The following is a 20,084-nucleotide window of genomic DNA, read 5'->3' on the forward strand; positions in this document are numbered from 1 at the left end:
CGTCTCTTAGAGGGCCGAGCCCTCGACCTGGGGCTTCAGTCGATTCACTGCATTGGTTACTTCTTCATGATGAGGATGTATAGCCAGCGCGCGCTCATAGGCGTCGAGCGCTTTGTCGGGCTGTTCGATGATCTCGAAGATCAGCCCAAGCCCGTAGATTGCTTCGTAATTATTCGGGTTCAATGTCAGCGCGTGCTCAAGATCGGCTGCGGCCATGCCAAAGCGATCCATTCCGAAAAACGCCGAGGCCCGCAGATGCCAGCCTTCGGCAAATCCGGGCGCGTGATCGGTCAGCGCCGTCAGGTGTTCGATGGCGGTCAGAGTATCTCCGTCTTCCAGCGCCTCGCGCCCGCGCTCCAAAAGCAGATCCGCCGAGGCCGAGCCGGATTGCGACCACAGCGCCTTGAGCTGCCGATCCAATCCAATCGCCTGTTCCGGCGTGGCCAGCGACAGTTGCTGCAACAGCGCGACCTCATCCCGCAGGTCCGCCTGTTGCGCGGCGGAACTGGTGGAAAACATGACTGTGACAAAAAATGCCGCAACGGTACCTTTGAGATTGTTGATTGCAATGCCCATAACAATGTTCAGTGTAGCGTTGCGACCGGGGATGTCCATTCACGGCGCAGAAACAATATGAGGAACACAATGAGCGACACTCTTGAAAAAGCCGCGGCCGCGCTGAACGAAAAACTGACCGGCGGCGATTTCGACGCATCGGCAAAGTTTGCCATTGCCGATCTGGGCACTATCGTTCTGGATGCAAACGGCGCACGCGTCAGCGACGAAGAGACCGACGTAACCCTGAGCGCCGATGCAGATACGTTTGAACAGATCCTCAGCGGCGACTTGAACCCCACCGGTGCGTTCATGTCGGGCAAGCTGAGCGTAGACGGTGACATGGGTGTTGCCATGAAACTCGCTTCGGTGCTGGCCTGATGCAGTTCTCGCCGGCCCCCTTTTATGAAGACGTGGCCGGCGGACCCGCCGGTGGTGCCGCCCATTGGGTGACAACTTCGGACAACATCCGGATTCGCGTGGGCCACTGGCGCCCCGAAGGCGAGGCAAACGGCACGGTGATGCTGTTCCCCGGCCGGACGGAATACATCGAGAAATACGGCGATGCTGCAAATGAATTCGTTGGTCGCGGCTTTGCTTGTCTGGCCGTTGATTGGCGTGGTCAGGGGCTGGCAGACCGACTGCTTGAAGACCCGCGCGTCGGGCATGTCGAACAATTCACCGACTATCAGCAGGATGTGAAGGCCACTCTGGATCTGGCCGAGCAACTGGAGTTGCCTAAACCATGGTACGTGATCGGTCACTCAATGGGCGGCGCGATCGGCCTGCGCGCAATTCTGGAGCGCGACTGCTTTGCCGCCTGCGCCTTTACCGGCCCCATGTGGGGCATCTTTTTCACACCGATCATGAAGCCGCTCAGCCGATTGACCGCCTATTGGGGGCCACGCATCGGGCTTGGGGAAAAGACGCCCCCGACCACATCGCTGGAAAGCTATGTTGCCTCGCAACCCTTCGCCGGCAACGTGCTGACGCGTGATCCGGCGATGTACCAGATGATGAAGGATCAACTGATCGCGCATCCCGAACTGGCGCTCGGCGCGCCGTCGACTATATGGCTGCGCGAAGCACTGGACGAATGCGCTTGGTTGATGGAACAAACCGCCCCTGCGACGCCCGCCCTGACCATCCTGGGCAGCCATGAGCAAATCGTTGATCGCAAAGCGATCCGCGCGCGGATGGCAAACTGGCCCAACGGCACGCTGGTCGAAATCACCGACGGTGAACATGAGGTGCTGATGGAGCCGCCCGAGGTGCGTGGCCCTGTCTTTGATCAGTTGGCCGGGCATTTTCTGGCCGCGCAATCGCGCGCTACGCCGGCGCCTGCCCTCTCGAAGTAAAGAGAATCTCGCGCAAAGGCGGCTTGTGATCCGGGCCGGCCGCGCCTAGATGTTTGCGAAAGCAGATATTCCGAGGTGATCCATGCGCGACCTTCCTTTTCCCGTCCGAGACGCAAACGCAGTTGGAGGAGCCGGCGATCTTGGCAACCTGCCGGAATGGGATCTGACCGACCTCTACAGTTCGGAAGAAGCGCCGGAACTGGACCGCGATCTGGACTGGTTGGAGGGCGAATGTGCGTCCTTTGCAGCCGACTACGAAGGTAAGCTGGCGGACCTGGATGCCGAAGGTCTGCTGACCTGCGTCCAGCGCAACGAAAAGATCAACTCGATTGCCGGTCGTATCATGTCTTTCGCCGGTCTGCGGTATTACCAGCTGACCACCGATGCCGAGCGCGCCAAGTTCCTGTCGGACATGCAGGAAAAGATCACCATCTTCACCACGCCGCTGGTTTTCTTCACGCTGGAAATCAACCGCATCGACGATGACGCGCTAAAGGCGCGTTTCGACGCAAATGTCGATCTGGCACGCTATGAGCCGGTCTTCCGCCGCATCCGGGCAATGAAACCCTACCAGCTTTCGGACGAACTGGAGAAGTTCCTGCACGATCTGGGTGTTGTTGGCGACGCATGGGAGCGTTTGTTCGACGAAACCATCGCAGGCCTGACCTTCACCGTCGACGGTGAAGAGCTGAATATCGAGGGCACACTGAACCTGCTGACGGAACAGGACCGAAGCAAACGCGAAGCCGCCTCGCGCGAGTTGGCAGCTGTGTTTCAAGACAACATCAAAACTTTCGCCCGTGTGCACAACACGCAGGCCAAGGAAAAGGAAATCGTCGACCGCTGGCGCAACATGCCGACTGCGCAGGCCGGCCGTCACCTGTCAAACGACGTCGAACCCGAGGTGGTCGAGGCGCTGCGCGAGGCTGTTGTGGCCGCCTATCCCAAGCTGAGCCATCGTTATTATGAGCTGAAACGCAAATGGCTGGGGCTGGATGTGATGCAGGTCTGGGACCGCAACGCGCCGCTGCCGATGGAAGACACCCGGGTTGTCGGCTGGGACGAGGCCGAGAAGACCGTGATGGACGCATATAACGCCTTCGATCCCCGTATGGGGGAAATCGCCTCGCCGTTCTTCTCGAAAGGCTGGATCGATGCAGCAGTAAAACCAGGCAAGGCTCCGGGTGCCTTTGCACATCCGACCGTGACCGAAGTGCATCCGTATGTGATGCTTAACTATCTGGGCAAACCGCGTGATGTGATGACTCTGGCGCACGAACTGGGCCACGGCGTCCACCAGGTGCTGGCCGCCGGCCAGGGAGAGATGCTGTCCTCAACCCCTCTGACACTGGCCGAAACTGCCTCGGTGTTCGGTGAGATGCTGACCTTCCGCAAGATGCTGGATCAGGCCGAAACCCCGGAACAGCGCAAGATTCTGCTGGCCGGTAAGGTTGAGGACATGATCAACACGGTCGTGCGTCAGATCGCCTTCTACGACTTCGAATGCAAGCTCCACGCCGCCCGCCGCGAAGGCGAGCTGACCCCTGACGACATCAATGCCCTGTGGATGAGCGTTCAGGCCGAAAGCCTTGGCCCGGCGTTTGAGTTCATGGATGGGTATGAAGCTTTCTGGGCCTATATTCCGCACTTCGTCCACTCGCCCTTTTACGTCTATGCCTACGCCTTTGGCGACGGCTTGGTGAACGCTCTCTATTCCGTCTACGAAAGCGGATCGGAAGGGTTCGAGGACAAGTATTTCGAGATGCTGCGGGCGGGCGGATCGAAACACCACAAAGAACTGCTTGCCCCATTCGGACTGGATGCGAGCGATCCGAAGTTCTGGGACAAGGGTCTGTCAATGATTTCGGGCTTTATCGACGAACTGGAAGCTATGGAGGCGTGATCACGCTTCTACCGCTGGACCGTCAGGATCCTGATCAGGTCGCGGGGATTAAACTGCGGCCCGATCAAAAGAAGTTTGCAGGCACAGTAGCCGAAGCGCTGGCTGAGCCTGCAGGCCGGTTTGATCTTCACCAGATCAGATTGGGCAGCAAGGCGATCGGTCTTTTCAAAATAGACAGAGCTTATTGGCGGGACTATCCCTTCGCATCGGACACCGATTTGGGTCTGCGAGCGGTCATCCTTGACCACCGCGCCCAAGGCAAAGGTCACGGTACCGCGGCCATGGCGGAACTGAAGACTTACTTGCCAAAACAATACCCCGAGGCTCTTAGCTTGCTCCTGACCGTGAACTTACAAAATCCGGTTGCCATCTCAACCTACCGCCGCGCTGGTTTTTCAGAGACCGGCGATATCTGGCCTCATGGTAAAGCTGGCCCGCAATACGTAATGTCTTTGACCCTGAGCACGCCCGCAGGTTAAGAAAAATTCCTTTTTCAATCACCGTACTTCTTCATAGACGTCACGAAGATCGCCCCCACGATCAGCACGGCACCTGCAATTGCAATCGGCGTGATTGTAGCCCCCAGAAACACCGCCGAATTTATAAAAGTGAAAACTACGGAAGCTGCGAACAACAGCGTTGCTGTCAAGGTCGACACCCGCGCCGCGGCCTCATACCACAGGTAATAAGCCATCGCGGTCGGAAGCACACCTAACAGGATTAGGAAAACAACATCATTGGCTGTTGGCACCTGCATCGAAAAAGCGGCCAGCGGCAACAACAGAACACCCGCGCTCAGAAAAATACCAAACAGGAAATTGAGGCGCTCTCCGGTTGTTTCGGAATTGCGCATCGCACGGCTGCTGGCGATTAGGAAAACAGCCCAACTCAGCCCCGCACCGATTTCCAGAATATCGCCGAACACGGGTTCTCCAACACCCTGAAAATCTTGGTAAACAGTTAGAAATACGCCCAGAATGGCCAATACTGTGGCCAGAACATCCGTGCGAGTAACCGGTGTATCGGCAAAGAAATACAGGAAGATCAGAACAAAGAACGGAGCTGTGTTTTCGAGCACCATAGCGTTGGCCGCACCGGTATGCTCCAGCCCGATATGGAACAGGATATAGTTGACCACTGTCGACAAAACAGCCAGTCGGAAATTCCAGTCGCCCAGCCGGATCGACACGGCAATCCGCATCACGCGCAACATGCCATAGATGGCCAGCGCCGCGATGAACAGGCGGGTCACCGCGATCTGCATCCCCCCAAGATCCGCGGTTAAATAGCGGACGATGACACTGTGCGTGCCCCACAGAAACGCGGCAAGAAACCCCAGAACCAAACCGTTTTGCAGAAGGCTGGCTTTGGGCATCGCACTGCCCCGCTTACTTCAGTTGGCTGTCTTTGGAACCGCGACGGTTAATGCCCGAACGCGCCTTGAACGCTCCGTCGCGTTCCTGTTGACAGTCCAGACACAGCTTTACACCCGGAATGGCAATTCGCCGTTTCTCCGGAATTGGCTCTTCGCATTCGGCGCAATGGGTAAGGCTTTCCCCGATCGGACGCTTTTGCGCCTGCATCCGGGCCAGCTCGTCCGTAATTGACGCTTCAATCTGCTCACTCACCGCGTCGTCGCGCGCCCAGCCGCCTGCCATGGGCCTCCCTCCTGATCAGGTGCCCGTCAGATTAGCCTAGCGACGCGTGGCGTGGCAAGTCAGAGGGGCACCGCCTTTTCCAGCACCAGATCGATCATTTCCTGCGTCCCGCGCGAGAATTCCAGAGGGCACGGATACCCCGCCCCTTCACGTACCGAGCGGCCGAACGCCTCGACCTGCAGTTTGTAGTGGTCGTCGCCGGGGAAACGAATGACCTGAACCTCAAGCCCCGGACGGTGCAATTCCACCCGTGCCTCGCCAAAGACCCGGGCGTTGAACGGCGCGGTCAGGCGGATCACACCGCCTTCGCCGTGAAACACCATTTCCTGATGCGGGTGCATGCGGATCGAGACATAGCTGGAATAGGTAAAACCCGGAAACTGCGCGCGGATTTCCGTAAAGGTGTCGATACCATCTTCCCACCGGATCGCAGACTCGACCTGCACCGGTTCCTGACCTGTCGCAAACCGCGCGCCGCCGATCACATAGACGCCGATGTCACGCAACCCGCCACCACCGGTTTCCGCGCGGTTTCGGATATTTGCGGTATCCGCGCGATTGTCGAAACTGAACGCACCGGCCACATGCGCAAGCTTTCCAATAGCTCCGTCCGCGATCAGTTTTTGTACCAACTGCCACTGCGGATGATGCACGATCATATAAGCCTCGGCCGCCAGCAACCCGGTTTCATCCCGCTTTTGGATCAGCGGTGCAAACTCGGCCGCGGTCATGGTCATAGGCTTTTCGCACAGCACATGCTTCCCCGCATCCAGCGCCTTGAGGGCCCATTCCACATGCAAGTGATTGGGAAGCGGGATATATACGGCTTCGATCTGAGGATCGGCTAGCATTGCCTCATAGCTGTCAAAGACTGTCAAATCAGGGCAAAAGGCCTGAAACAGTTCTGCCTTGGCCGCGCTTGACGTGGCCAGCCCCGCCAGTTGTGCGCCGTTGGCAGCATGAATCGCCGGTGCCATGAATTGGCGCGCAAACTTGGCAGCGCCCATAACACCCCATTGAACTGGATTTTGCATATTCTCCTCCGACATACGTGATCTCAGCCGAATCCGAAAGTTACCGCTAACAGGCTTGTTCCCGCCCTTCTAGCAACCTTCCGACGTTAAGTCAGGCTTTTATCTGCAAGAAACCACCCTAATGTGCCCGCAGAAGTCGGGAGGAAGTGTGAATGAAGCGGATTTTCAAACGGATAGGCGGTCTGCTCGGGTTTGCCGTGATCGTCGGTGCTGTTGTGTTTTTCGGATTTCTGCCATCTTACATCGAAGCGAAACGCAACAGCGTGATCGACCACGCGCCCTTTGAGATATCGGGGGACGCCGCCGCCTTGCATGAAACCCTGATTGTCGGCGACCTGCACGCAGATCCCTTGTTGTGGAGCCGTGACCTGAACGAACGCGGCACACGGGGTCAGGTCGACATCCCCCGTCTGATCGAAGGCAACGTCGCCTTGCAAGTCTTTACCGCCGTTACCAAATCCCCCGCCGGACAGAATTATGAGGCAAACTCGGCCGAGGCGTTCGACAACATCACCCTTCTGGCGATCGGGCAGCTTTGGCCCCTGCGCACCTGGGACAGCCTCAAAGAACGCGCCATCTATCAGGCCGAAAAGCTGCACCAGTTCGAGGCTTCCTCGAACGGTCAGTTGAAGGTTGTCAAAACCCGCGCCGATCTGGACACCGTATTGGCCGCACGCGCAGCGGGTCAGCCGGTCGTCGGAGGTATCTTGGGTATCGAGGGCGCACACGCGCTGGAAGGTGACCTGAGCAATCTGGACACGCTGTTCGATGCCGGGCACCGCGTCTTTGGACTGCACCATTTTTTCGACAACGAACTTGGCGGGTCTCTGCATGGCTATGGCGAAATTGGCCTGACCGAGTTCGGACGACAGGTCGTGACAGAGCTGGCACAGCGCCCTGTCGTCATCGACCTTGCCCATTCCAGCCCGCAGGTCGCCCATGAGGTGATCGCGATGACCGACGTCCCCTTGATTGTCAGCCATGGCGGCCTGCACGGGTTCTGCCCGGTTAAACGCAATTTTCCGGACAATCTGATGCTTGACATCGCCGCAACCGGGGGTGTTATCGGCATGGGTTATTGGGCGGATGTTACCTGCGGCGATATCTCTCCGACCGGTATTGCCAAGATGATCAAGGCCGCGATCGATACCGTGGGAGAAGATCATGTGTCGTTGGGTTCGGACTATGACGGCTCGGTCGAAACGGCGTTTGACACCTCGGAACTGGCCGCCTTGACGTCGGCTTTGCTGGCACAGGGTCTGACCGAAACGCAAGTTCGCAAAGTGATGGGTGAGAACATGGTGCGCGTTTTCAGGCAACAATTGAAGTAGGTGAATCTCACTCTATAACCGCATGACATCACAAAGGGATTTAGCCCCGGAAAGGTCGGTCAATCGCACCGTGCCAAATCTCGACATCCGAATTTGGTGATCCGTTTTCCAACTCCCTCCGTACCAAATGTATCGCCGGTGGGGAGATGTGCCTTCGCAGGTCCTTTCCCGGTCAAAGGCGGCAACCAGGGTGGGAGATGAACTGAAATGCCTGACATGACAGACGGACCAACGATCACGGAACGCGTTATTCAAATCAGCGGAGCTCCGGGTACATTCGACAGCGATGGTGGGGATTTTGACATCCTCCGCGAAGCTGTCATCGCGGCCGGACTTGCCGGGACGCTGGACAGCGACGCGGTCGATCTGACCGTATTTGCACCAACCGATGCTGCCTTCGTGGCCTTGGCGCAGGCCTTGGGCTATGGCGGCTCGGATGAGGACGGGGCGCTTGGGCACGTCGTTAAAGCCTTGACCCTGCTGGGCGGCGGTGACCCCCTGCCCCTGCTGACCAATATCCTGCAATACCACGTCGTGGACGGATCGTTCACCAAGGATGCCGTAGTCAGTCTTGGTGATGGTGCCCAGATCGAAACCTTGCTGGGAACAAGCCTGGAACTGAACCTGCTGAGTTCGCCTCCAAGCCTTGGAGACGCGGATCCGGGTATTGCGGACCCGGGCCTCATTGCCTTCGACGTCGAAGCTTCGAACGGGATCATCCACGTGCTTGACGGAGTGCTGCTTCCGGTCTCAGTTACCGGCATTTTGGGTCAGAAGAACACGGACTTCATTATTGGTGACGAGTCGGACGAGTTTCATTTTACCGGGCGCGGTCAGGACTTTGTGCATGGCGGCGGCGGCAATGATTTTATCGTTGCCGGGCGCGGCAATGATGTCGCCTTGGGCGGCACTGGGCATGACACCATCTTCGGTGGCCGCGGCAAGGACATCCTGCGCGGTGATGAAGGCGACGACTCCATCTTTGGCGGTCGCGGCAAGGATCTGATCGATGGCGGAGCCGACGATGACTTTCTAGTCGGTGGACGCGGGCACGACACCTTCTTCTTCGACGATGGCGACGGAGAAGACCTCATCCTCGACTTCCAGGTTGGCAAGGACAAGATCGACCTCAGCGCCTATGACGGCATTCTCAGCTTTGAGGACATCGAAGACCACATCTCGGGCGGTTTCTTCCGCACAACCATCGAGTTGGGAGATGGTGACAGCATAGACCTGCTTGGTGTGCGGGCCGGCCAGTTGTCTGAGAGCGATTTTGTATTCGCGTAACAAAAAAAGCCCGCCGTGAAAGGCGGGCTTTCTTAGCTTGGGCAGGTCTCAGACCGTGCCCAGCATTCCTTTTTCACGCGCCAGTTCACGCATCTTTTTCTGCAGCTTCTCGAAGGCACGGACTTCGATCTGGCGAATGCGCTCGCGGCTGACATTGTACTGCGTGCTCAGTTCTTCCAGCGTGACGGGCTGATCCATCAGACGGCGCTGGGTCAGGATATCCTTTTCCCGATCATTCAGCACGTCCAGAGCAGCCGCCAGCAACTCACGCCGCGCATCCAGTTCGTCACGCGCTTCATAGTCGCCAGCCTGGTCGGCATCTTCATCCTCAAGCCAGTCCTGCCACTGCATGGTGCCTTCGCCCTCGGACCCGACAGTCGCGTTCAGCGAGGCATCGCCACCGGACATCCGGCGGTTCATGCTGATCACTTCGTCTTCGGTCACGCCCAAATCTTCGGCGATCTTCTTGACGTTCTCGGGGCGCAGGTCCCCTTCCTCAAGCGCACCAATGCGCGCCTTGGCCTTGCGAAGGTTGAAAAACAGCTTTTTCTGCGCGCTGGTTGTGCCCAGTTTCACCATCGACCATGACCGCAGAACGTATTCCTGGATCGAGGCGCGAATCCACCACATCGCATAGGTCGCCAGTCGGAATCCCTTTTCAGGGTCAAATTTTTTGACCGCTTGCATCAGGCCCACATTGGCTTCGGAAATCACCTCGGCTTGCGGCAAACCATAGCCGCGATAGCCCATGGCGATCTTGGCCGCCAGTCGCAGATGCGAGGTGACCATTTTATGAGCCGCTTCAGCGTCTTGCTCTTCCACCCAACGCTTTGCCAGCATGTATTCTTCTTCCGGCTCCAGCAGCGGAAACTTACGAATTTCCTGCATATAGCGGTTCAGGCCGCCTTCCGGCGTCGGCGCGGGGAGATTTGCGTAATTTGCCATGTTTCATGTCCCTCCGACAAATGTTTAAGTCGTTAACATGGATATGGGAGGTCTTCCCAATCCGTTCAAGAGGTACCGTTAACAGTTTGGAATTAACGATTGATAAAGGAAACCTAAGAAAGTGTTCTTCACGTAACTTTGCGCATTATGTCAGCGGCGCGCGAAGCTGTTCAATCAGTTTTTGCATGTCTTCCGGCAATTCGGCCTCAAAGCGCAGGTTTTCCCCCGTCACCGGGTGCTCAAAACCCAAAACGGCAGCGTGAAGCGCTTGACGTGGGAAGGTTCGGATGGCCTCGGAGATTTCCGAACTGAACGCCTTGGCCGCCAGTTTGCGCTTGCCCCCATAGACAGGATCGCCCACCAACCCATGCCCGGCATGGGCCATGTGGACGCGAATCTGGTGCGTACGACCGGTCTCCAGCCAGCATTCGATCAGCGCCAACCCTGCCGGAATGCCGAATGCCTCGACCACACGCGCCCGAGTAACCGCGTGTCGACCACCGTGGAACAGCACTGCCTGTCTTTGCCGGTCGGTCTTGTGACGCGCCAACTGAGTGGTCAGACGCATGATGTTTCCAGGCTCGAAGCTGACCCCCTTCACGCCACGCAGACGCGGGTCATTCGCATCAGGCACGCCGTAGCAGATCGCACGGTAGTACCGCTCAACCGTGTGCGCCTCGAACTGAGCGGCCAGCCCGTGGTGCGCGGCATCCGATTTTGCGACCACCAACAAGCCACTGGTTTCCTTGTCGATACGATGCACGATTCCGGGGCGCTTCACCCCACCGACGCCGGAAAGGTCATCGCCGCAATGATGCAGCAACGCATTGACCAGTGTCCCGTTCGGCGAGCCCGGTGCGGGATGCACAACCATACCTGCCGGTTTGTTGATGACGATCAGATCAGCATCCTCGAAAACCACCTCCAACGGGATATCTTCCGGACCGATGTGGCTGTCTTCGGCCTCGGCCACGGAGATCGACACCGAAGCGCCTTCGGCGACTTTGGCCTTGGGGTCGCGCGCCTCGGTCCCGTCGATCCGCACGGCGCCTTGATCGATCAGCTTGGCCAATCGCGTGCGCGACAGATTTTCCTCGGCTGGCACATCGCGCGAAAGCGCCTTATCAAGGCGTGGCGGCGGATCGGCCGCGATCTGAAATTCAATCTGACGGGTGCCCATGACTGTCCCTTCCGAACCCCAAGAACCGCAGGAAACGCCGCAGCTTCGCCTGCTGCGGAGAATGGTCATGCTGCTGACCGCGGTGATGATTGGCGGGGTTCTAGTGACATTCGCGCTGATTGTCATCCGACTATCGGACAGAACCCCCGCCCTGCCGGATCAAGTCGAACTGCCCGACGGCGCGAAGGCGCAGGCCGTGACCATCGGCAACAACTGGTACGCGGTGGTGACGGATGACAACCGCATTCTGATCTTTGACAAGACAACCGGTCGCCAGCGTCAGGAAGTCACCATCGAGCCCTGACTCTCAATTCTCCAGCGCCATGCGGAACACGATCTCGGACGCGCGAAGCAGGGCGTCGTACTCCTGGGCCGTATCACGACGGAATTTCTGATCCTCGTCGCTCAACTCAACCGGGTTGAACATCTGAGAACGTTCGGGAAAAAACTCTTGCTGGAAGGTGACATCGTGGCTGGCTACGAACTCGTCCAGCCAGGCCCGCTCATCCGGTTCCAATACGTCATATCGCCGGATCATGACCGGATCCTCGACCACGCGCCGGCGCAGACGACGACTTTTCTGACGCCCGAGAGCCTTGGACACGATACCAAAGGCCTCGCTGGCGGCACGCGATTGCGATAGGTTCGAAGGCCGATCGACCACCGCTTCGTCAGGCAAAGACACACCTATGTGCGACATGAAGTCATCGACCACGTGCCCCCGTACCATCTGAGAACGGTCATACAGGACCGGCAAGACGGCGACCCCCGGAAAGGCCTGGCGGATTCGATTCAATTTCGCCGAAAAACTGTAGATACCTGGGTCAGCCTTGATCCTGTCCAGCAAGTTGCGAACATACTCGGTCGCACTGCCCCCCAAACGGCCATTCTTGGCACGTTGCTTGTAATCGGCTTCCAGAAAATCAGAATATCTGCGGCAATAGTAGGTAATCTGTAACTCGCGCGAGGGGATTTCCGCAAAGACCTGCGCCAGCTTGCTCAGGTCGCAGTTATAGAACATTTCGGATGACACCAGGCAGGTCTGATCTCTGTGCGCGTCGTATTCGATGGCCATTGCCTCACGAAACGAATCCATCGGCTGATTGGTCTGGTTCATGTGAAAGGCAATGATGTTGTGGCTGATCGCAAGACGGCCCTGACCTTCATGGCGACGCCGTCCGGTTTCCATATAGCGCAACCCCACATCGGCAAGCTGCGACTTGTTCTGCTGCACATATCCCTGAAGCGCAGTCGTACCGGTCTTGGGCATACCCAAATGCAGCCAAAGCATCAGATGCCTCCTGTTTCAGATTTAATCCCGCTCATTCGCTGTGACTGGCCGTAAAATCTGCTGTCATCCGTTGCATCAGGTCCTGCATCTCGGGTTGTTCACGCAGCTGCGCAATCTTCTGTCTGTGCAGGTCACAGGACATGTGATGCAACCGGGCCGTCTCGGGGTCCGAGAGCAATTCGTAGTAATGATCGCGCTTGCGGTCGAGGATGGAATCAATCGAGCCGTCTTCCTCGGCGTTGTGGTTCATCATGTTCCAATAATCCATGCCCAGGGTTTCCCCCAGATGGTGAGCCCGCCCGCGCATTTTCTTGACCAGATAGCTTTCGCAGGATTTCAAAGCATAGTGGTTGATCTGCACCAAATCATACCCGATGGAATCCCGCGCCGACCGCCAACTGCTAGTAAAGTAACGGTCCGGCATCAACTGACCCGACCCATTATACCAATGGCACTCTTCCATGGTCTCGACAGTCGGTCGTTTTGGTCTGTGAACCCCCAGTGTACCCCAAAGTTCGCGCTTGAACATTGTCTTGAAGCCCCAGGCTTGCGGGGGTCTGTTTTTTTGCAGCTTTGCCGCTCGCCGAAACTGATCCGACAGGAACCGGTCTTCATACCGGACAACACCCGCATTTCCAAACAGCCGCCAAGTCATCGAGACCATTTTCGCGTCCGGAATCGCATCGGTCAGCGCCCTCAGCGTGTTGTCCCCGGTTTTGATGTTAATGTGTTCGTCGGCGTCAATCACGAGGACCCAGTCCTGAGGCCGCGCGACCTCCATATTCAGAAATTTCTTGTACGCGCGCTTTTGCGGACTGCCCTGGCGCCCCGAATTGTTGTCGACGTGGGTCAGGATGCCCCTGTCGTCCAGCCGCTGCAGCAGTTCATCCGTGCCGTCGGCGCAGTCATTGGTCATCACGACAATTTGGTCGACACCGATCGCGCGACAATGGGCCACCCATTCCAACACAAAGGGGCCCTCGTTCTTCATCGGAGTCACGCTGATAAATCGGGGATCGTGGTCAGACACTTATTCGCCTCGTGTTTTACCGCTTTTTAAACCTGCGCCCGAAATCCTGCGGCTTTCGCTCGGACCACAGCCTAGGCTTACAGTGCGCAACAGCCAAGCGTAATCCGGCATCGTTGTGAAGACCTGCGTCATTCTCATCATGTACGGGCCAGTTGGTTTGCAAAACGCTTGAACGGCGGAAACAGGTCATGCGCTTTTTTCAGGTATGGCCGAGCCTTGCCCTTTTTGCCCCGCCGCAGGAATATTTGACCGGCTTCGCCCTGAATGACCGCTGAGTTCTCATCGAGGTCAGCCGCCTGAACGATCTGATTTTGCCCTTGCTCGACGGCCTTATTCCTTTCCAGAAGCTTTCCCATCGCGAAAACCAGAAACGGGTTTTCAGGATCACAGGCCACGGCTTCTGCAAGTGTCATCCGGGCGCGGGGCAAATCACCATCCGCTTCGTAAAGCACTGACAACCTTTTATGATAAAGCGGGTTTTCCGGCCAGCCGGATGTGATTTTCCGCATTTCATCGATGGCTTGCGACAGGCTTATGGCGCCTAATTGCCACTGCAGCACTGCCCTGCCTGCCAGAACACCCGGGTCATCAGCGCTTATGCTCTCAAAGCTGTCGAACCCTTCGCTCAAACGCTCCAAACGAGAACGATCATCAAGAAACCTGCGAGCTTTTTGATCCAAGGCTAGATCGGCCCAATCCATCAAGATGAAATCGAAGTTGCAGGGCTGCCTGACCAGTACCTTGTGCTGCACCAAGTACAGATTGTTGAATGGCGGGAAACGCCGCCGCCGAAGCTGTCTCTGCACCCGCCAGTCCGTCGGTGGAAACAGTCGGGCGGAAACCTGGTCGCGGTACAGCATTCGGGACGCCAACACGGCAACATCGGGGCGTAAAGGCTTGCCCCAGAATGCCCGCGCCAAGTAACGGCTGGCAGACCACCGTTTCTTTTGCGCCCCCAGTGTGGCTGCACGCAAAGCAAGCAATACCGCATAGTCTTCGGACCACAGGTTCCTGTTGCCCAACCCGGCGGCAGCAAGCTTTTCGCATTCTTTCCACTTTGACAGGTAGAAACAATTAATGGCCTGCAAAAGCGGCATGAACGCATTGTCTACCTTTACGTCCAGAATGGGTTGAGCCAGATCGTAGGATTTTTCTATTTCATCCCGCGCGCACAGGTACTGCGCAGCCTTGGCATAAATATGTGCCGCCTCAGACGGATTCAGAAATGCGTCGGGGCCCTTGGAAACACGGTTGATCACACGATGATTGGCCAAAGAGATTTCATTCTCGGTCAGGACGTCTTTGAACACCAGGCGTTGCCGCCCTGAGATCCGGGCAGCAGCCATTGAAAACGCCGATATGTATGGCGCCACTACCTGCTCGGCCCGTGACATCGTGTAAAGCTCCAGAAAATCGCGTTGGGCTCGTGTCATGCCTGAGACATCTGCAATGTCGGACATCTTCAACAGGTGCGGATGTCTTTTCTGGAATCGGGTGATCAGTTCCGGCTGATCTGAAAACATAATGGCTGTTTGCCCTACGGTTTTTTCCAGATGCGCCTCGTACAACTCTTCTGGCTCGATCTTGGCAGGCCACGTCGTGTGCTTCCAGGGTAACCCGTTCAGAATGTCGCCCCGCCGGATGTGATAGGCCGACACCCCCCGCCCGGACAGTTTGGCATCCGCGCGGTCCATGATGGCGCGGACTTCATCCGTGAACCCGATTTGATGGATGAAATCCCGGTATCTCGGACGGATCGCTTCGATATCCTCCCAGGGAAAGGCCAGTACCTCGAACCCTTCCTCGACCAGAACCGAGCGGCCTTCGTTGAGGTGCGCCATCAGCCGGTCCGGAGATTTGTCGCCCTGAAAAGCCCAGACCGGCAGGGCCTTTCTGGCAAGGCGATCAAATTCCTTGCCGCGGAGAAAACGCGTGTCCATCCAGTCCTGTGCAAATAGTTCTTGTGGCTGATCCAGTTCCGGTGCATCCGATCCTTGCGGAAACCAGTTCACCTTGTAGGTTGTGCCAAAATCCTCGGCCAGACGGATGCATGTCAGCATCATCAGCAGGCGCGCGCCCATGCGGTCTTTGCGCTGTCCGATGAACACCCCTTTTTCTCGTGTCATGAGGAGTTCCCGGCCAATGCAGCGCGACGCAGCGTCCGGAACCTCTGGCGTGCCTGCAGCACCAATAGCGGGTGACGCTCACCCGCCTGCGCCTCGATGGCGCGCATGACCATGGGCAGACGGCGGCGGGCACGCATCAACCGGTAAAACTCGTCCGTCGTTAGCGAACCGTCCATCGCCTTTAGCATTACAGGCTTGAGGATATCCAGTTTGCGCAGCATCGGGGCGGCGAAATGGTTCGAAAACCACGTCTTGAGCAATACAACGTTCTCTCCCTGCAACCGCGTGACCTGCCGCCGGTCGAGGTCGAAAAAGGGGTCATAGAACACATAGACCTTGCCCGCCTTCTTCACGGTCCGCGCCGCGTCCCCCAGTGGTAGATCCCAGTCCTGAACCCGGCCAAAGCGATACCGGGTTTCCCACGGCACCAGACGTTCATCCAGCGTAGTTTGCGGGTTGAACGCGACCACATGCGCGCCGGGCACCAGTTCGGAAAAGGTCAACGCCCCGAAGCCGCCCATCGAAGCACCGGCAAAGACGACTTGATCAAACTTGTCGAAAAACCCTTCGGTCGCGCGGTTTTGGAAATACGAGATGATCTCGGGGTCGCGATACCACGCCTTGGTGCGCGCGAAGACGCCCATATGGGACCAGCCCTCATCGCGGAAAAACTTCCAGCCCCAGGGTTCGCGCGCAAAGGACAGGTCATTGGCATTGGCGATATTGTCAAAGCTGACAACCAACTGTGACGCAGAACGCTGATGGAACAGCACCGAATGGCGTTCCAGTTTTTGCAGAAAACCGGCCCCATCGCCGCCCGGATAGAGCTCGACAAACCACGGCGGCGCGGGATCGGTCAGAATACGCTCGTACCCCGTCTTGCGGTCAGGGTGTTCGGGTTTCAGTTGCTCTTTCGAAAGGTCGTCTGCCATGATCCTCAGATGAGATTATCCGCCAGCCACATCCGGAAATCCACCCAATCCGGGCGCATTTTGATCTCGGCGATTTTTGCGCGGTGCCAATCGCAGGCCCGCGCGTGCAATTCACTTAGAACCGGGTCTGCTTTCAACTCTGCCAGCAGAGGTGCAGCGCGCCGTGCGATGGGTTGTATGGACGGGTCGGTTTCTTTGTTGGCGTTCATGTCCTGCCAATAGGACTGTCCCTGATCCACCTTGATATGATTGGTCCGTCCGCGGTCACGCTTAATCAGAAACCCATCCAGCGACCGGACAGAATAGTGGTGCAGACGTCCAAGCGAATGATCAAACCCGCGCCAGGCCCGCCACCCTACCTTTTCGGCTGAGTACAGGTTGCCCCCGGCGTCGGACCAGGCCACCTCGGCCTCCTTGCCCTCTTCTATGCCCTTCGGGCGATGCGGCCCGAACCGCGTGAACTTGCCGTTGTTGCGAAACAGGGTCTTCAGGCCATAGGCCCGGCCCGAGTGATAGGGAAATTCCTGATCGCCCATTTCGAATGCTTCGGTTACCGGCCGGTCTTCAAAGCTGATGTTTCCGGAACTTCCAAACAGTTTCCACGCGAATGAAATCGCATCCACCGGCTGACCCGCGCGGCTTTCGACCTCGGTGATTAGAGAGTCAAAGCTGTTGTCACCATGGCGGATATTCCAAAACTCATCCACATCCAGACACAACAGCCAGTCGGCTTCCTTGACCTTGGGCTGACGCCGCGCGCGCCGCAACATCTGGTGCTGCGGATTGCCGCCTTCTTTCACTTCGTTGGAAACATGGGTGGCCAGTCCCAGTTCCTGCAATCTGCGGGCGATATCGTCGGTGCCGTCTTCGCAGCTGTTGGTAAAAATCACAAAGTGATTGACCCCCAGCGATTTATGAAACGCGACCCACTCTAGCATATAGGGGCCTTCGTTCTTCATCGTGGTGAATACGGTAATGGCCTGCGACATCAAAACTTCCCGACTTGTATTGACGTTCGTCATACACAACCCAGCGGGCATGGGCGAGACAGGAAATCACAACATCGATAATCCGCAGCAAAATGGTGCAGCTCTACCCTGCCCGAATGGGGCCAATCGCCAGATTGTCTGATGATGATGGTGCGGTCGAGACGCTTCGAAATCACGTATCACCTAAAATCAGCCGATCTCAACGAGCAGCGTTATTCATTTTTATTTTTTATTTTTAGATAGTTACTTGCCTCTTTTAATCTCAAAATCTATCAATAGCCATCATCAAACCTTGCGGCAAAAGGTGGACACTAAGGTGGATAAATGACGAGAGCGCTTCATAAACTTACCGCACTTAAAGTAAAGAACTCACCACCTGGAAAGTACTCCGACGGCGGCGGCCTCTGGTTGCACAAACGCGCTGACGGCGGGGCTCAATGGTTTCTCCGGTATGTATTGTACCGCCGCAGACGAGAAATGGGCTTAGGCTCCGCCCGAGAAGTCTCGCTGAAAGAGGCACGGAATGAAGCAGAAAAGTGGAGAAAAGTTCTACGAGAAGGCAAGGACCCGATCAAAGAGAGGGAGAAACAAAAAAAGGAAGCCGCGCGAGATTTGTACCTGCTTCGCGATATAGCTCAAGACGCCTTCGAAGCTCGAAAGGCCGAGCTAAAAAACGACGGTGAAGCGGGACGCTGGTTTAGTCCGTTAGAGCTTCATGTTCTTCCTAAGCTAGGTTCGATGCCAGTCTCTCTAATCGACCAAAACGATATTCGGAACACCCTCCAGCCTATTTGGCACGAAAAAGCATCCACAGCCCAAAAGGCTATTGAACGATTGGGAATTTGTATTCGCCATGCGTCCGCACACGATATCGATGTTAACCTTCAGGCGGTTGCGAAGGCAAAAATCCTGCTTGGGAAACAGCGCCACAAAGTAAAACACATCCCTGCGATGCACTGGAAAGATGTGCCTGACTTCTACGCTAGTCTCGTCGAGCCGACACCGACACATCTTGCCTTACGCCTGCTAATACTTACCGCAATGCGATCAGGGCCCATCCGCTTCTTGCGGACGGAGGAACTTTCATCAGATTTATGGACCATTCCCCATGAGAAAATGAAATCCAAGGTTGGCGAAGATGATGACTTTCGTGTCCCACTTTCGAAAGAAGCCCAACATGTAGTCAAATTGGCGAAGCCATTTGCGCGAAACGGTTATTTGTTTCCAGCCAAACGAAAAGGCGTTTTAAGCGACGCCACAATGGCAAGGTTGATGGAACGAAGGGACTTAGATGCCCGACCTCACGGATTTCGGTCAAGCTTTCGCGATTGGTGCGAAGAAGCCACGAATACTCCCGAGCACATCTCAGAAGCTGCCTTGGCTCACTCAAGCGGGAACAAAGTTATGGATGCTTACCGTCGAACCCAGTTTCTCGATAAACGTCGCCCTCTAATGGAGAAGTGGGCGAAACACGTAACCAGCCTCGCAACCAAGACATGAAGGCCAGCAATTGTTTGTAAACGACCGAACCAGAACGTCGCTCTACGACATCCACTCAAAAGTCCTGTCCTTGATCGAAAGCAAAATGCCAACCTTCAGATGGGATCCCGATGGTGATGTGCGCGACGACGAGCCTAACTACTACGCCGCCTCAGAAATTGTAGGGCAAGAAGAAGACTATGATCCTGCGATATTGATGCTCCCTGGTGGGCGAAAAAGAACTGTTTACGAATTGAAAGAGAAACCTAAAGAAAAACAGAGTGGCTTCCCAGCGCCGACTTTTCTTGACGCTCCTGCCGTAAGTGGTTTCTACAAGGACGATGAAGCTTGGGACTACTTCTACAACCATTTTTTGACGCTTGCTCAAGATTTCACTTGGGATTTCGTAAGCTCGAATAAACACAAGGCAGAAGTTTTGATGCCTACTGGCGGTTCGGCAGCTGTCAGTGCGGAACTATTCCGACGTCCAGACAACGAAACTGGGCCTGCGAACACTCATATCGATGTCCGTATTGGAACAGTTGGATCAGGGCATTTGAAGTACCTACCTTCTCTAGGCAAAGGATCGCATGGCGCGAACTCTAATCTGCGGATCTTGTACGGAGCGCAGCTTTATCAACCGATCACATTCGCAGGGTCGGATTTCGGCAGGTTTTTTGAAGATCTCAAGAAAGCAAAACTAGATATTCCGATGGATTACGATGCGCTCTTGGTCCAAGACATCCTTACTTTGAGCATCGAGGGAAGGTGGAACAAGCAAGAAATCAAGCAAAAATTGGCTCCCAAGATGAAAGACGCTTCGTGGAATGTAATTTGGGCTGATGCTGCTAGGGAAAATGTCAAATTAGGCAAACCTGGGCCGAAAGGTGGGCCTAAGCTGAGCTTCAACGTACTGAAAACTAAATTAAAAACAGTCCGTTTATAATTCATTCAAATAATTCGCAACGCTAAGTAGTTCGTTGCAA

20 protein-coding genes are annotated in these 20,084 nt (G+C 56.4%); 9 read left to right on the top strand and 11 right to left on the bottom strand.

Translation table 11 applies throughout. The features are described 5' to 3' along the window. Positions 1-6: 6 nt before the first annotated feature. Complete coding sequence (locus AC2FEE_RS06940) at positions 7-615, bottom strand: tetratricopeptide repeat protein (RefSeq protein ID WP_496863982.1); 609 nt, start codon at positions 613-615, stop codon at positions 7-9. Between the two features lie 30 nt (positions 616-645). Between AC2FEE_RS06940 and AC2FEE_RS06945 the strand changes: the two genes are divergently transcribed. The 4 genes from AC2FEE_RS06945 (at position 646) to AC2FEE_RS06960 (ending at position 4,295) form a co-directional block, all read left to right on the top strand. Next, positions 646-936 (top strand): SCP2 sterol-binding domain-containing protein, encoded by a 291-nt coding sequence (locus AC2FEE_RS06945; RefSeq protein ID WP_496863983.1) that lies wholly within the window; start codon positions 646-648, stop codon positions 934-936. Then, positions 936-1,913: an alpha/beta fold hydrolase gene (locus AC2FEE_RS06950; RefSeq protein WP_496863984.1), complete on the top strand. Its 978-nt coding sequence runs from the start codon at positions 936-938 to the stop codon at positions 1,911-1,913. Before AC2FEE_RS06945 ends, AC2FEE_RS06950 begins: the two co-directional genes overlap by 1 nt. A gap of 82 nt (positions 1,914-1,995) precedes the next feature. Continuing rightward, the gene (locus tag AC2FEE_RS06955) at positions 1,996-3,816 is read left to right on the top strand and encodes a M3 family oligoendopeptidase (protein WP_496863986.1); all 1,821 of its coding nucleotides are present in this window, start codon (positions 1,996-1,998) and stop codon (positions 3,814-3,816) included. Further along, positions 3,813-4,295, top strand: coding sequence for a GNAT family N-acetyltransferase (locus AC2FEE_RS06960; protein WP_496863988.1), 483 nt, complete (start codon positions 3,813-3,815; stop codon positions 4,293-4,295). The genes AC2FEE_RS06955 and AC2FEE_RS06960 overlap by 4 nt, the downstream gene beginning before the upstream one ends. 14 nt (positions 4,296-4,309) lie before the next feature. On the opposite strand, the gene AC2FEE_RS06965 is transcribed toward AC2FEE_RS06960, so the two are convergent. From AC2FEE_RS06965 to AC2FEE_RS06975, 3 genes are read right to left on the bottom strand one after another with little or no spacing between them, the layout of a single operon-like run. Continuing rightward, positions 4,310-5,191 carry a DMT family transporter gene (locus AC2FEE_RS06965; RefSeq protein ID WP_496863990.1) on the bottom strand — a complete coding sequence of 294 codons (882 nt, stop codon included), beginning with the start codon at positions 5,189-5,191 and terminating at the stop codon, positions 4,310-4,312. A gap of 13 nt (positions 5,192-5,204) precedes the next feature. After that, positions 5,205-5,474 (bottom strand): DksA/TraR family C4-type zinc finger protein, encoded by a 270-nt coding sequence (locus AC2FEE_RS06970; RefSeq protein ID WP_496863992.1) that lies wholly within the window; start codon positions 5,472-5,474, stop codon positions 5,205-5,207. A 59-nt stretch (positions 5,475-5,533) separates the two neighbouring features. Then, positions 5,534-6,508: a Gfo/Idh/MocA family protein gene (locus AC2FEE_RS06975; protein ID WP_496863994.1), complete on the bottom strand. Its 975-nt coding sequence runs from the start codon at positions 6,506-6,508 to the stop codon at positions 5,534-5,536. 152 nt (positions 6,509-6,660) lie between these two features. On the opposite strand from AC2FEE_RS06975, the gene AC2FEE_RS06980 reads away from it, so the two are divergent. Both AC2FEE_RS06980 and AC2FEE_RS06985 read left to right on the top strand, forming a co-directional pair. Next, positions 6,661-7,839 carry a dipeptidase gene (locus AC2FEE_RS06980; RefSeq protein ID WP_496863995.1) on the top strand — a complete coding sequence of 393 codons (1,179 nt, stop codon included), beginning with the start codon at positions 6,661-6,663 and terminating at the stop codon, positions 7,837-7,839. Positions 7,840-8,046: 207 nt separating this feature from the next. After that, positions 8,047-9,126, top strand: coding sequence for a fasciclin domain-containing protein (locus tag AC2FEE_RS06985; protein ID WP_496863996.1), 1,080 nt, complete (start codon positions 8,047-8,049; stop codon positions 9,124-9,126). 48 nt (positions 9,127-9,174) lie between these two features. Here AC2FEE_RS06985 and rpoH read toward each other — a convergent pair whose 3' ends face one another. Continuing rightward, positions 9,175-10,071 (bottom strand): RNA polymerase sigma factor RpoH, encoded by an 897-nt coding sequence (rpoH, locus tag AC2FEE_RS06990; protein WP_496863997.1) that lies wholly within the window; start codon positions 10,069-10,071, stop codon positions 9,175-9,177. Positions 10,072-10,216: 145 nt separating this feature from the next. Further along, a complete protein-coding gene (locus AC2FEE_RS06995; RefSeq protein WP_496863998.1) occupies positions 10,217-11,251 on the bottom strand; it encodes an RluA family pseudouridine synthase in 1,035 nt (344 codons plus the stop codon). Here AC2FEE_RS06995 and AC2FEE_RS07000 point away from each other — a divergent pair. Beyond that, a complete protein-coding gene (locus AC2FEE_RS07000; RefSeq protein ID WP_496863999.1) occupies positions 11,250-11,555 on the top strand; it encodes a DUF6476 family protein in 306 nt (101 codons plus the stop codon). The genes AC2FEE_RS06995 and AC2FEE_RS07000 overlap by 2 nt on opposite strands. A gap of 3 nt (positions 11,556-11,558) precedes the next feature. On the opposite strand, the gene AC2FEE_RS07005 is transcribed toward AC2FEE_RS07000, so the two are convergent. The 5 genes from AC2FEE_RS07005 to AC2FEE_RS07025 form a co-directional block, all read right to left on the bottom strand. After that, a complete protein-coding gene (locus AC2FEE_RS07005) occupies positions 11,559-12,542 on the bottom strand; it encodes a hypothetical protein (protein ID WP_496864001.1) in 984 nt (327 codons plus the stop codon). A 31-nt stretch (positions 12,543-12,573) separates the two neighbouring features. Continuing rightward, on the bottom strand, positions 12,574-13,533 hold the full coding sequence (locus AC2FEE_RS07010) for a glycosyltransferase family 2 protein (RefSeq protein WP_496864002.1): 960 nt from the start codon (positions 13,531-13,533) through the stop codon (positions 12,574-12,576). 176 nt (positions 13,534-13,709) lie between these two features. Beyond that, positions 13,710-15,698, bottom strand: a complete 1,989-nt coding sequence (locus AC2FEE_RS07015) for a hypothetical protein (RefSeq protein WP_496864003.1) — start codon at positions 15,696-15,698, stop codon at positions 13,710-13,712. Next, complete coding sequence (locus AC2FEE_RS07020; protein WP_496864004.1) at positions 15,695-16,630, bottom strand: hypothetical protein; 936 nt, start codon at positions 16,628-16,630, stop codon at positions 15,695-15,697. Before AC2FEE_RS07020 ends, AC2FEE_RS07015 begins: the two co-directional genes overlap by 4 nt. Positions 16,631-16,635: 5 nt before the next feature. Beyond that, complete coding sequence (locus tag AC2FEE_RS07025) at positions 16,636-17,619, bottom strand: glycosyltransferase family 2 protein (RefSeq protein ID WP_496864005.1); 984 nt, start codon at positions 17,617-17,619, stop codon at positions 16,636-16,638. 324 nt (positions 17,620-17,943) lie between these two features. Here AC2FEE_RS07025 and AC2FEE_RS07030 point away from each other — a divergent pair, with 324 nt between their 5' ends. Then, the gene (locus tag AC2FEE_RS07030) at positions 17,944-19,119 is read left to right on the top strand and encodes a tyrosine-type recombinase/integrase (RefSeq protein WP_496864007.1); all 1,176 of its coding nucleotides are present in this window, start codon (positions 17,944-17,946) and stop codon (positions 19,117-19,119) included. Positions 19,120-19,204: 85 nt separating this feature from the next. Further along, the gene (locus AC2FEE_RS07035; protein WP_496864009.1) at positions 19,205-20,044 is read left to right on the top strand and encodes a hypothetical protein; all 840 of its coding nucleotides are present in this window, start codon (positions 19,205-19,207) and stop codon (positions 20,042-20,044) included. The last annotated feature ends 40 nt before the right edge of the window (positions 20,045-20,084 follow it).

Source organism: Ruegeria sp. YTSC199 (genome assembly GCF_059609725.1).

Excerpts from the sequence above, each read along its gene's own strand:
- AC2FEE_RS06945 (WP_496863983.1), top strand. The coding sequence starts at position 646 with ATGAGCGACACTCTTGAAAAAGCCGCGGCCGCGCTGAACGAAAAACTG.
- AC2FEE_RS07025 (WP_496864005.1), bottom strand. The coding sequence starts at position 17,619 with ATGTCGCAGGCCATTACCGTATTCACCACGATGAAGAACGAAGGCCCC.
- AC2FEE_RS07000 (WP_496863999.1), top strand. The coding sequence starts at position 11,250 with ATGACTGTCCCTTCCGAACCCCAAGAACCGCAGGAAACGCCGCAGCTT.
- AC2FEE_RS07020 (WP_496864004.1), bottom strand. The coding sequence starts at position 16,630 with ATGGCAGACGACCTTTCGAAAGAGCAACTGAAACCCGAACACCCTGAC.
- rpoH (WP_496863997.1), bottom strand. The coding sequence starts at position 10,071 with ATGGCAAATTACGCAAATCTCCCCGCGCCGACGCCGGAAGGCGGCCTG.
- AC2FEE_RS06965 (WP_496863990.1), bottom strand. The coding sequence starts at position 5,191 with ATGCCCAAAGCCAGCCTTCTGCAAAACGGTTTGGTTCTGGGGTTTCTT.
- AC2FEE_RS06940 (WP_496863982.1), bottom strand. The coding sequence starts at position 615 with ATGGACATCCCCGGTCGCAACGCTACACTGAACATTGTTATGGGCATT.
- AC2FEE_RS07015 (WP_496864003.1), bottom strand. The coding sequence starts at position 15,698 with ATGACACGAGAAAAAGGGGTGTTCATCGGACAGCGCAAAGACCGCATG.
- AC2FEE_RS06975 (WP_496863994.1), bottom strand. The coding sequence starts at position 6,508 with ATGCAAAATCCAGTTCAATGGGGTGTTATGGGCGCTGCCAAGTTTGCG.
- AC2FEE_RS06995 (WP_496863998.1), bottom strand. The coding sequence starts at position 11,251 with ATGGGCACCCGTCAGATTGAATTTCAGATCGCGGCCGATCCGCCGCCA.
- AC2FEE_RS07010 (WP_496864002.1), bottom strand. The coding sequence starts at position 13,533 with ATGAAGAACGAGGGCCCCTTTGTGTTGGAATGGGTGGCCCATTGTCGC.
- AC2FEE_RS06970 (WP_496863992.1), bottom strand. The coding sequence starts at position 5,474 with ATGGCAGGCGGCTGGGCGCGCGACGACGCGGTGAGTGAGCAGATTGAA.
- AC2FEE_RS06980 (WP_496863995.1), top strand. The coding sequence starts at position 6,661 with ATGAAGCGGATTTTCAAACGGATAGGCGGTCTGCTCGGGTTTGCCGTG.
- AC2FEE_RS07005 (WP_496864001.1), bottom strand. The coding sequence starts at position 12,542 with ATGCTTTGGCTGCATTTGGGTATGCCCAAGACCGGTACGACTGCGCTT.
- AC2FEE_RS06985 (WP_496863996.1), top strand. The coding sequence starts at position 8,047 with ATGCCTGACATGACAGACGGACCAACGATCACGGAACGCGTTATTCAA.
- AC2FEE_RS07030 (WP_496864007.1), top strand. The coding sequence starts at position 17,944 with ATGACGAGAGCGCTTCATAAACTTACCGCACTTAAAGTAAAGAACTCA.
- AC2FEE_RS06955 (WP_496863986.1), top strand. The coding sequence starts at position 1,996 with ATGCGCGACCTTCCTTTTCCCGTCCGAGACGCAAACGCAGTTGGAGGA.
- AC2FEE_RS06950 (WP_496863984.1), top strand. The coding sequence starts at position 936 with ATGCAGTTCTCGCCGGCCCCCTTTTATGAAGACGTGGCCGGCGGACCC.
- AC2FEE_RS07035 (WP_496864009.1), top strand. The coding sequence starts at position 19,205 with ATGCCAACCTTCAGATGGGATCCCGATGGTGATGTGCGCGACGACGAG.